Raw genomic sequence first — 10450 nt, 5'->3', positions numbered from 1 at the left:
TTTAACAGGCTTGCTGAACATTAAAAGGATATCTCTCAATTACGATGAATAGCTTGAATTCTAAAAATAGAAAAGTAGAGTTTAACTCTAAATACATAAAAACAAGAGTAAACGAGCACCCATATCGAGCCCCACAAGCTGATGTTCGAGTGGGTTTCTCCGGCGACCAGATACACTCCCCGGTGGCGTCTTTATAAAGCGTTGCCAGGCTGAAGTTATCCGGCATAAAGCTTGGTAAAGGGAAGCGTGATTCGGAACCACAGGCCATCAGAAAAGACCAGATGTCCTGAGTGCGCCACTCCTTTACCGGATAGAGTTCACCACCGTGCTCAGTCAGGGTTACTTTCCTCGCCTGCCCTCCCATTTTGAGGATATTTCCGGCCCTTCGGGCACTTTCATCATCCCTGGAGCCCAGCATCAGGCATACCCTGCTTCGAACGGATGCCGGGGCGTTTTTCAGGTAACGAGCTTTGGCCTGGCGCAGGGGCGCGATTTTGTAGTCGGTTGAGCACTGTCGGGTAGAAGAATTAGTCCAGGTCGGAAGTCCGCGCCCAGTCAGAATGCGGCCGACCCAGCTCTGCGTAAGAGACGGTCGGGCGACAAGGACTGTGACCGGTAGCTGGTGTTCAGCAATGAACATTCTGAGCTGGTTGAGAACCTGTGAAGCCTGATAGTGCATCTCAGGGTTTTCGATCAGCGTATCGGACATCTGAATGAAATGATGTTCGCTGATATTTGTGCCGTTACGTACTGCCCTGATCAATGCCATCAGAAACAGGTGCAGAAGAGAATGGGAGTCTTTGCCGCCACTGTATCCCACGCACATTGTCCAGCCGTCCGTAATAGCCTGATAAATAGCAGATGTGGCTGACATGACCAGAGAAGAAAGACTCACAGTCTCCTTTTCATCGGTATAGTTCAGATCGGCATCGGTTGTCAGGGTCTCCCAAACATCCGCCCATTTATCATGTTTCAAAATGGCAGCATTAGCCGCCTCAGGAAAAATAACTTCTGAGGATAATTCAAGGAATGAGTCGCTTTTTTCAATAAACATATATTTTCCTGAACCACGGTATATGCTGCATCACTGATATTATTAGAACTTTAAAATAACTACAGCGCAACCATTTAGCGAAATTATATTAAATCAAAATCACGCGGATTTAATGTCAATATATATAAAAATAATCCATTGTAATTTAATCACCCGGCACAGCTATTAGTTATAGGTTGGCGGCGTAATAAATGCCGTATTATTTGTTTTCAACTCAGACAGCGGAATAAAAGGAGTGTTAAGAGTCATGTCATCACCACAATGGCGTGGTAGAGCTGAAAGCTGAAATGAATCTTTCATCACCCTAATAACCGGGCATTCCGTACGTGCTGATGGCATTACTTCCCGCAGCATCGCTTCCTGCTTTATGCTGTCGCTATGCTTATATTCATCCATGTCTTTTATTTCTTGAATTTCATCTTCACCACAAAATGACCAGTTAGCGTCATAGAAGTAAAACTCAGTTAAATGAAGATCGTTTTCTTTCACGTATGCCGCCAATTTGCGGATACGCTGTTCAAGCATTGTATCTATCCGTAAGGAAACACTCTGCGGAACGTCACTTGCAAATTCATTGATACAATCAACGGTAGAAACTATGAATTTATTGGTCATGGCAGGCTCCAGGCCACCGGGGAAACCGGTGGCTACGGTAATTGGCAGGCTTAAGCGCCGCAAAGGGTGTCAAGGGAAGGGAGAAGCTTGCTCAGCTTGTCGTAATCGAGCGGAGACAGTTCTGTAACGAGTTCGACCGAAAGACTAGTGTTGTCTTCTTCACACAGAATATAGATTCCGTCTTCTGGCTCTTTTCCGGCACATGCCTTCAGTCGTTTGTTAACGACCTCCTGGGCTGAATCCGCTACGTCGCAGCTCAGGACATAGCTTGCCACATAGCTGCTCTCACCGTGGTAATGCGTCACTTTACACAGAGCATACTGGATACCGGCTTTGTGAGCCTCATTCATGAGACGAGAAAACTGACAGCCATCCTGGTAATAGTGGGTATCCTTTGTGACCAGAATAGTCATACCCCCAAATTCATCTGTCCGGCTTTTACTGCATGTAAATGCAGCAGTAATTGTTACCATTTCCGAGAGGTCGAATACCGACAGCACGGCAGTTGTGAGGCAAATTGCATGGTCAAGATCAATGGTCTCTCCATGAAAAACTGCCAGCCCACTGCTGGTAACTTCTGTTGCGAACAACAGTTCATAATTGCAGTCTGGGCAGGATGGTTGCCCAAAGCTCGGCTCAGAAGGGTCATACTCAGGGTGGTTCTCGATAATACTGAGGATCAGCTTCTCAGTCAGAGAACAATCTGTCAGTGGCTTATCAAGCAAACGCTCACCTTCTGCAATTTCTGCTTCGGTAACGAATGTGATTGCTTCTTGTGCCATTTTTGCCTGCTCCTGAGTGCAGGGAATAATAAACGACGCCTGAGTATAATTATCTGCCACAGTTGACTCCTTGATTATTTAATTAATGTATTTGATGAGAAGATCATAACAAATACACTAATACCAACTAATAACCTGAAGGCGTTTTTTTAGAAAAAATATTAAGAAGAAGAATATGAACACTACCTCATCTTAAATTAATATCATTCAGGATTAATATTCATTTTTGCAAATAAAAACCGCCAGACGGCGGCTTTTATAAAGAGGGAAATATCATTGGAAGTTGAAATTACTTCACGGCAGGCCGACAAATTACGCGACTGCTGTGAGCTGAAGCGAAACTTGTAGAGGAAACTATAATCACCTTTTCTAAGTCGTCGGCACTGTCAGCAATATGATGCCGGAAAGCCTCCTCTGCATCACCAGGGGAGTCGGCTTCGACCAGGTAGGCCTGATCATCATCATCAAACATAATGCGCCCGGAAATGAGATAAAGTCGGCTCAAATCTGGCGTTGCTGCGCTCGTGCTTCGTTCGTTCAGATTCATTTTTTCTCCGTCTGTTGCTCGTAAAAAGAATGACGCCGGTTTAAAAGGCGTCGCCAGGGTTCGGGCTAAAACGCAGGGTTGCCATCGAGGAAGCTCATTGGCTGGCCAATAGCGGATGCCACCCTGAGAATTTCACCTGGTGTGGCATAACGCAGCATTTCAGAGCGTCCAAATTTCTGATACTCATCTACTGACATCTTTCTCCACTCTGGGTGAGGATCTTTTCCGCACAGTGACCAGTTGCTTTCAGAGGAATCACGACGGAGAACGTACACATCAAGCGAGGCTGTAAGCCCACTTCCATATCCCCGCTGCGCTACAATACGAACCTGAGAACCATCGTCGCGTTGCAACGTCTGGGTTAATTTCGTGATAGGATCCTGAGAATGCATGCCATTTACCTCGTTTTCAAAAGATTTACCGTAAGTAAATGATACCGAATCGAGAATTCTGGCTAATAGGTCAGAAGAAAAAATAATGAATATTTTTGAAGTGTAGGATAATGATTAGAATAAAATGGCCTGAATAAATCGCTAGCGGTTAAATCCGCTTATTTCAGAGAAGCTCTGATTTAGTAGTTAGGGAAAACGATGCGGTGAAAAGTAACTTTTACACCGCAATTCAGAAAAAAGTTTCAATTAGTCACATTACGAATAACCCGGCTTACTTTCGCATGTGCGTTCCCCTGGATGTTAAAGTAAAGCCCCTCAGGCAGACTCGTCGCCCACTTAACTCCTCGCTCAGCCATACGCTTCGGTGTTTCCAGCCAACCACGAGGAATATTGCCCGTAACGTCACCGATAACCCGTGAAATGCATGCTGCTACCCGGATGCCGCCGGGAATATCGCATTCGGATTCAACAATATGCATAACCTCAAATAAAGCACCATGCCGCTGGACATGATCGCCAATGTGCAACTCGATAGGAGAAACCATTTCTGTATCTGACTTCATATCTGTCCACCTTTAATTTAGAAACCGTCTAAATTACCAATATAGTTAATGTACCGGATGTTAATTCAACAAGTTCTGTATCACAACCATCAGTTTTTTTTGTTGGGTCTATATCGGAGAAACAAGTGAATATTGAATACACTCGTTAATACAGACAACCGGAAATGAATGGCACCCTAATTATCTCTGCGGCGTATGCTAAGCCGTTAATATTGTCATTTTATGGTAGAAACAATGCAAAATGAATAAACCGCTTGTCGCTTCAAACCACTTTATCAAAACCGTTAACTTGCATTAAGCCCGATACAGTTCGGCGAGCTCGTCCAGCATGGGGTTACTCTTATATCCCGGTGCGGCCGTAAAAAGGTTTCGGGAAATCGCCAGCCATTCCATGATTTTGTCCGTCGCCAGCCAACGTCTGCCAAGTCGCTCGGCTGCGATGGGAACTTTATGCAGGCCAGCGAAGGGATCTACAACAAGATCTCCCGGCTCTGTCAAAAACTCAATCAGAAACGCTGCAAGCCTGGTAGGAGACGTTGCACCATGCAGCGGAAAACCTAGCTCGCGGGCAATGGAATGGCAAAATCTCGTATCAGCGCAGCTATTGCCGTAAAACAAAGTATTTTTGGGGATCGTTCCTTCTGTTTTATTTCCAAAGGATCCGCTTTTAAGCTGGTACGCCCCATCACCATAAAAGGTCGTGCGATTTTCACCGCCTGCTGCCTGCAATTTAAGATGCTGCTCTGAATGCGGTTGCAGTACACGTAAGTTGTTTGAACGAACCTTACTCGCATCATTGGTAAACCACAGCACAGGCTCATACGATGAGCAGAGCTGCACTCGTTGCTTACATGCCCAGTGCGTTGGCGATGGGGGCTTACTGCGATTCACCCACTGAAGCCTGTCCATGAGCTCAAGCCCCAGCTTGTCACATAATGCCAGTGTCAGACGCTCCAGATACAGAGAACGTGAAGGCCTGCCCCTATTAAAGCTATCTTGAGTGATATTCAATGCCACACTTGCGCCGGGTACAAGCTGTTTCACGATCGGTTCGAGGATACGCAGAAGCCAGTCAATATAAACCTGCTCGCCACGCCCCCCGCCATGCCCGTAGTCTCTTGAATTTCGAAGGAGGTAAGGCGGCGAGGTCAGGCAAAGATGAATTTGCTCTGTGATATTGCTGAAGAAGGCATAGGCGTTTCCAAAAACCGATGCCCCAAGAGAAGTTGAGAAACCGACAACACAGAGCTTTTCCCATGACTCGTGTAGGTTTGTTTTCGTCTTAGAGGAGTATCTCCAGACGCCCCGTTTTTCTGGAACGCGTTCGATGACTCCGGCCTGCCGAAGAGTCTGCTGAAACCAGCGTACTTTGTGTTTGACGCCGCTGGTTCTGGTTTTATCTGACCCAAATTCTTTCAGTTCGTGCAATTCGGCATCCGACATGCCAGTTTCACGCTGCACTTCGCGATAAAGCTCGTCGTTGCTCAACGGCAATTCGGAGGCTGCGTAGATCCGTGCAATTAAATCCGTAGAAATCGTGCTCATCAGCCATCCTTAATGGAGATGCAGTTTAAATATCGGCCTGATGGTTGGAAGGGGGATTACTAAATCAAACCGATCTGTTTATTTATAGGCTTTGTCAGGTCATGCAGCACAGCTGGGCATGCGCAAAGAGACCCAGTCTTCTTTAGCGGAGACACCTTCAAAAGTTGTACTCAATCAGCCCCAAGATTTTGAAACTCAATGTGCTTTTGCTCACACTCCTCCCTGCCCCACGAGCCCTGCCATTCACAGATGTCCCGGTACTTAATTTCCAGCTTATCCATCTGTGAGAGGTTAGCTGTTGCGAAGTCTGGCCATATGTCGTGCCAGCATGCGTTGTACGTGACGCCTGCTGGTGGGCAATACATCATTGCATCAGCATGGATAATTTCAACGCGAGGATCGTTTGCAAACGAGGCCGCAACGAGGTTAATAACGTCCTGTTCTTTTTCAATTACTGTTACATGGGTTACATCTTCTTTTTGAAGAATGGCGTGAAGCACCATCCCCAGACCAAGACCATTAATGAGCACGCGCCCGGTGGCTCGCTCTAAAAAATCCTGGCAGGTTCTGATCTCCATCGGGGTATTGGACATCACCACATCCCAGCCGTTGGACAAACGCCGATATCTACCGGGCGGGATAAACTCGTCTGTATTACCTGTATACTCGGCACGAAGGGCGAGGCTCATCGCCTTATCTGCGGTAATTTCGAATGTGTCCAGTTTCCAGGTTCCGGACGTGCCGTCTTTAACGGGTAAATCAGAAAAGCAGCTCTTCATCAAGGCAACCAAAATTCCAGTAATGTTGTTACGCTGAACCTATCACAAACCTGCTCTTAATACAGTTATCAGGAGTGACAGCGATCTTTGAGGAATCGTTTAAATCACGGGCATCCTGTAGCGGACGCCCGATATTTAATCAAATGTCGCAGGTGTTAAAGGAAGCGTTGCAAAGTTGCAACGTCTTCTGGAGCAACCTCCACGCAGCTCCTGACACTGTAGTGATTTTCGCCGTTGTAGTCGTAAACCCCACCGTCTTCAAAACTCAGCTGTTCAAGCTCGCCATGGCACTCTGAAATGAGTGCCGTCTGGCAAGCATTTTTCTCACAATCGCTGACGAGTAACCGAACATAGCTATTCTCATGGTCGCCGTTTCGGTTCTGGATTTTAACGATAAAGTGTTTTTCAGACATTTGTGCCTCCAGCACAGTTTGAGGTTAATTTAGCGTTGCCCCGGCTCACCGGGGCAAGAATAAATCAACCCTTAATGAAACTGTGCCCCCAGGTGTTAGGCTTAAATGCCTGCTCTTTGATATATGTTTTCATTACCTTGCAGGTTTTTTTCAGGGCTTTGGTATTGGCATCGGTTACTGAGATAAAATGGCGAGAATAACGGTTTTCCCGGTATTGCTTATCAGCGTTTGGGTCAATTGCTTCGCTTTGCAGGAGTCCTTCGTGCCTGCCAATTACTATTACGTAGTTCATTTCACCTGAAACACGATCCGTGAGTAATTGAATGGAAATATCAGTCGCTCGCGTGGCCTGGCTAGCAGAAATTTTTGCATGTAAGAAAGCTCCCTTTCGAAAGTTGGCCGGAGTCAAACCTGTAATATCCTCGGTGCTAAAATTAAGTGAAGATAGAGTTGAAAATAAATCACAGCTAATGACTTCAGTATTATTAGACATAACCCGGCTCCGCTCATATTCATGTTAAGGTAATTATATCAGGTTGATAGCATTACCTAATAACTTGGTGGCAAAAAGTTGTGGTTTTTGATTAACTAAAATTGATGTTCTCAATACTGCTCAAGAATTCTTTCTTTACACCCGGAGTAAAAGGTATACGTTCAATGTATTTATAAAGCGTCGCAAAGGTTTTGGTTTCAATGTTTCGTGAAATAACATCATCAATCGGGTCTTCGAACATATTAATAAAAACATCAATATGCTGCTCTCCGCTTTCTGAAGCTAAAGAGAGAATACAGACCACTTCAATGTAGCGGTTATCCTGCTCTGCAATGAACAACCAGTGCCCTTCGTTAAAGGCTGGTGCAGCACTGAAGCGTTTTACAACAATTTCTGAAAGAGCATATCCTGCCTGATCCAACAGATTAATAAAGTTGAGTTGAGTTGAAACCACGTCTAACGCTTTCATAAAACCTCCTTTTCATCTGTACTTATTATACTGTTACCCATCCCCCCAGCTAATAACCTCCCAGCAAACTTTCAAAAAAAATACCACCTTTAATTAGAATTGAACACATCCTTTTTAAATAACAAAAAGGATTATGAAACCCACAATGTTTGTGATGTGCCACCAAGGAAAAGTAACTTTTATGTGCTCATAAATCTTATTTCGTATTCACTTTCCTTTGTCTTTCGGTCGTAGATTATCAGGGGAAGCATAAGAAGAATATGTGAGGTTTAAGCAAATGCGGTGATCGGGCATTATAATTTGGTGAGGCTATTATAAGTGGATAAAGATAGTCGTAGGTATAGGATCAGGTTAAATTGCATTTTCCCGGTTGCCTTCCCTGGCCTACCGGTTTCAGCTCAGATACTAAGACCAGCGGTAATACTTAAAATATTCCTCATTTGCAGCTATAAACTCCCTCAAACCGTTCATTAATCCCTTCTCAAACGCTGTCACGATAAACCGGTAACCGTCCAGTGTTTCAATGTAGTAAATACCGCCTGGTGTAATTCCAACATGCAACACCTCGGCTGTCATCATAAACTGGCCTTCCGGAAAATCATGCGAAAGGTAAATGAAACCAGTAGTGGCCGATGCGGGTGTGGCATTCACTAAGACCCCGTTAAACTGCTGCCCGTGCCTCGCCGGTACAAGCTCACTTCCCCTGGTTGACTTATCAAGCAGCCTCTTAACATCTTTTTCTTCTTTTAACGAGGTATAGACCCGCACATCACTGTCATCACCTGGGCGAGAGCCGGTGCCAACATGAGCAAGACGACGGTAAGCACTGCGCATATTAACGTGGCAGGATGCCCCTGCTCTACCCTGAAGCCTTACGCCAAAGTCTTCGCAAAGTAACAAAATCTGACGTAGCTGGTTTTCATGCACGGACGCTGAGAGTGAAAGATTGAAACAGGAAAAGGTCAGTTCTAAAACCTTTTCGCGTTTGTCATTGAAATGAGCTTCCAGCCTGATGACTGGCTTTTCCGACATTGCAAAAGCTTTGTCCGTTACTCTGTACCGGCATTCATCTCCGAAACATTCTTTAACAACGCTGGCTATGACCGTGTCGTGTTCTCCATCTTCCGGAGCTGGCACAAAGATTTCAAATTGTGCCGGTGTATCCGGCTCAAGCAGAACGGGATAGAGACGCGGAGAATTAAGCAAAGCGCATTCAGAATTAATGAGCTTAACCCAGGCGCTTTTGTCGTCCGGATCCTTAAGCTGCTGTCCAAGGTTATCGCAAAAGTCAACTATCTGACGGGTATGCTCATCCGTGACTGCACAGATCAGGTTAAGACCATGCGTGGCCATACGCAGTTCCCGGGTTCGGGACTGGGAATTGATCGACCAGGGGTTAAGTGAAAGCGAAATAGGGCTTATGGAAGGGACGACCGTCTCATTCTGCAAATCTGTAAGCTGGCAGTTCGCAGTAGGCTTCGGGGAAAGGGTACTAAATATGTAACTTGCCTGTTGTTTAGTACTGGCCTGGATATAAAACATCGCGTCCATGCTTGTATCCCGGGATGAAATTGAAAATAGCTTCATTTTTAACCTTAATGGATGAGCGATTTATAGTCATGTGCAGACAAATGAACATTATGTGCGCCATCATTCCATTCAAAGAATAATCGATACTTAGAGTTTACTCGAATGGAGGAATAACGGTTTGACGTCATTCTTAAGCGTTCATAACGCAAGCTGTTGGATAATAACTCCCGCTCACTCTGGACATTATCCAGCGTTTCAAGTCGACACAGAATTGCGTTAATAATTTCAGAAGGAATACCTGCCGTTGTTTTTCCATTACGGAAGAACTTTTCAAGCCGTCTGTCTTTAAATGAATGGATCATAGTTCCTCCGTAATAATTGACCTTAAAATTAAATTAAAAGGGCTTTGAATTAATGAATACCTAAAATGCGGGCGGCAACTGCCAGCTGCTTATCACTTAACTGACGCTGGTGGGTTAAAGAAGACTTAAGGCTTTCCAGAAAATTATTACTACTGGATTGTTGGGTGATTGCATCAACCATTTTTTGATGAGACCTGCACCATGCTGTGAACGCAGAACTGTGGGCGCTTTCAGTCCTTAAACGCTCGTCTTGCAGGGATGCTGACACTTTGCGGGCAGCTTGCGCATTAATGCGGTACAGCGCATTCAGCGTGTAAGCAGTACGGGTCGTTTCGAGGCTGTAACCCGTGGCTTTACAAGCCATACAGCGACTTCTATAAAAATGCTTACGCTCTCCCCGCCCATTGCATTTATCGCAAACAATACGAAAAGTATATTCCGCAGTACCTTTTACAGAATCAACACAGCGGATTTTTGCGCTGGAGATTTCAATTCCACTGCGATCATAATATTTGGTCATAATGTGATTCCTCCGGTTAGTTCTGGAGTAATCATGACAGAATGAATCTACTGGCTAATAACCTGAGAGTAAATATTTTAAAAAAACATTGAGAGAGGGTCTGCAAATTTATACACGAAGGATTCAAATATAATTTGTTTAAAAAATTAAGAGCATTCTGAAGTAAAATTGCATCAAAAAGCATTCATGGATAAATCATGTACTGGTGCCAGCGATTTAAACGAGGACATTGTTCCGGTGTAATTACACAGTTTAGCATCATAGATTATAACCAAAAGGAAGGAGTCCTTCCCGTCTCGGGAATATTACTTTCCCGTTTGCAGTTTAAGAGACACTTAATGAGAAAGTAATAATTAAGTCATGCTCAACTCTACATTTTACATTGA

The 10450-nt window shown here is 44.8% G+C and carries 14 protein-coding genes; all 14 read right to left on the bottom strand.

Features of this window, described 5'->3' with window-relative positions; all coding sequences use genetic code 11:
- Nucleotide 1 precedes the first annotated feature (1 nt).
- The 14 genes from ACMWKK_RS20595 to ACMWKK_RS20530 all read right to left on the bottom strand — a co-directional run bounded on the left by ACMWKK_RS20595 (nucleotide 2) and on the right by ACMWKK_RS20530 (nucleotide 10064).
- Nucleotides 2–1054: a phosphoadenosine phosphosulfate reductase family protein gene (locus ACMWKK_RS20595; RefSeq protein WP_117083724.1), complete on the bottom strand. Its 1053-nt coding sequence runs from the start codon at nucleotides 1052–1054 to the stop codon at nucleotides 2–4.
- A gap of 165 nt (nucleotides 1055–1219) precedes the next feature.
- The gene (locus ACMWKK_RS20590) at nucleotides 1220–1669 is read right to left on the bottom strand and encodes a hypothetical protein (protein ID WP_000182312.1); all 450 of its coding nucleotides are present in this window, start codon (nucleotides 1667–1669) and stop codon (nucleotides 1220–1222) included.
- Nucleotides 1670–1719: 50 nt separating this feature from the next.
- Nucleotides 1720–2511, bottom strand: coding sequence for a hypothetical protein (locus tag ACMWKK_RS20585; RefSeq protein WP_000774871.1), 792 nt, complete (start codon nucleotides 2509–2511; stop codon nucleotides 1720–1722).
- 229 nt (nucleotides 2512–2740) lie between these two features.
- A complete protein-coding gene (locus ACMWKK_RS20580) occupies nucleotides 2741–2998 on the bottom strand; it encodes a hypothetical protein (RefSeq protein ID WP_001052325.1) in 258 nt (85 codons plus the stop codon).
- A gap of 65 nt (nucleotides 2999–3063) precedes the next feature.
- Complete coding sequence (locus tag ACMWKK_RS20575) at nucleotides 3064–3390, bottom strand: hypothetical protein (protein ID WP_000556022.1); 327 nt, start codon at nucleotides 3388–3390, stop codon at nucleotides 3064–3066.
- A 242-nt stretch (nucleotides 3391–3632) separates the two neighbouring features.
- The gene (locus tag ACMWKK_RS20570; protein WP_000834113.1) at nucleotides 3633–3953 is read right to left on the bottom strand and encodes a hypothetical protein; all 321 of its coding nucleotides are present in this window, start codon (nucleotides 3951–3953) and stop codon (nucleotides 3633–3635) included.
- A 294-nt stretch (nucleotides 3954–4247) separates the two neighbouring features.
- Nucleotides 4248–5498 (bottom strand): site-specific DNA-methyltransferase, encoded by a 1251-nt coding sequence (locus tag ACMWKK_RS20565; RefSeq protein WP_000104393.1) that lies wholly within the window; start codon nucleotides 5496–5498, stop codon nucleotides 4248–4250.
- A 170-nt stretch (nucleotides 5499–5668) separates the two neighbouring features.
- Complete coding sequence (locus ACMWKK_RS20560; protein ID WP_000833775.1) at nucleotides 5669–6277, bottom strand: hypothetical protein; 609 nt, start codon at nucleotides 6275–6277, stop codon at nucleotides 5669–5671.
- Between the two features lie 155 nt (nucleotides 6278–6432).
- Nucleotides 6433–6690, bottom strand: coding sequence for a hypothetical protein (locus tag ACMWKK_RS20555; RefSeq protein WP_001290639.1), 258 nt, complete (start codon nucleotides 6688–6690; stop codon nucleotides 6433–6435).
- 64 nt (nucleotides 6691–6754) lie between these two features.
- The gene (locus ACMWKK_RS20550) at nucleotides 6755–7183 is read right to left on the bottom strand and encodes a hypothetical protein (RefSeq protein WP_000069824.1); all 429 of its coding nucleotides are present in this window, start codon (nucleotides 7181–7183) and stop codon (nucleotides 6755–6757) included.
- A 91-nt stretch (nucleotides 7184–7274) separates the two neighbouring features.
- A complete protein-coding gene (locus ACMWKK_RS20545; RefSeq protein WP_000645320.1) occupies nucleotides 7275–7652 on the bottom strand; it encodes a hypothetical protein in 378 nt (125 codons plus the stop codon).
- Nucleotides 7653–8057: 405 nt separating this feature from the next.
- Nucleotides 8058–9203, bottom strand: coding sequence for a hypothetical protein (locus ACMWKK_RS20540; RefSeq protein ID WP_000339750.1), 1146 nt, complete (start codon nucleotides 9201–9203; stop codon nucleotides 8058–8060).
- Nucleotides 9204–9247: 44 nt separating this feature from the next.
- On the bottom strand, nucleotides 9248–9544 hold the full coding sequence (locus ACMWKK_RS20535; protein ID WP_000581857.1) for a type II toxin-antitoxin system RelE/ParE family toxin: 297 nt from the start codon (nucleotides 9542–9544) through the stop codon (nucleotides 9248–9250).
- Nucleotides 9545–9593: 49 nt separating this feature from the next.
- Nucleotides 9594–10064 (bottom strand): hypothetical protein, encoded by a 471-nt coding sequence (locus ACMWKK_RS20530; RefSeq protein WP_000170639.1) that lies wholly within the window; start codon nucleotides 10062–10064, stop codon nucleotides 9594–9596.
- Nucleotides 10065–10450: the final 386 nt, after the last annotated feature.

It is taken from the genome of Enterobacter sp. 01-M-03-SI-ECC, assembly GCF_047530215.1.
In the GTDB taxonomy this organism is placed as follows: domain Bacteria; phylum Pseudomonadota; class Gammaproteobacteria; order Enterobacterales; family Enterobacteriaceae; genus Enterobacter; species Enterobacter chengduensis.
This window is presented reverse-complemented; position numbering and strand designations above follow the sequence as displayed.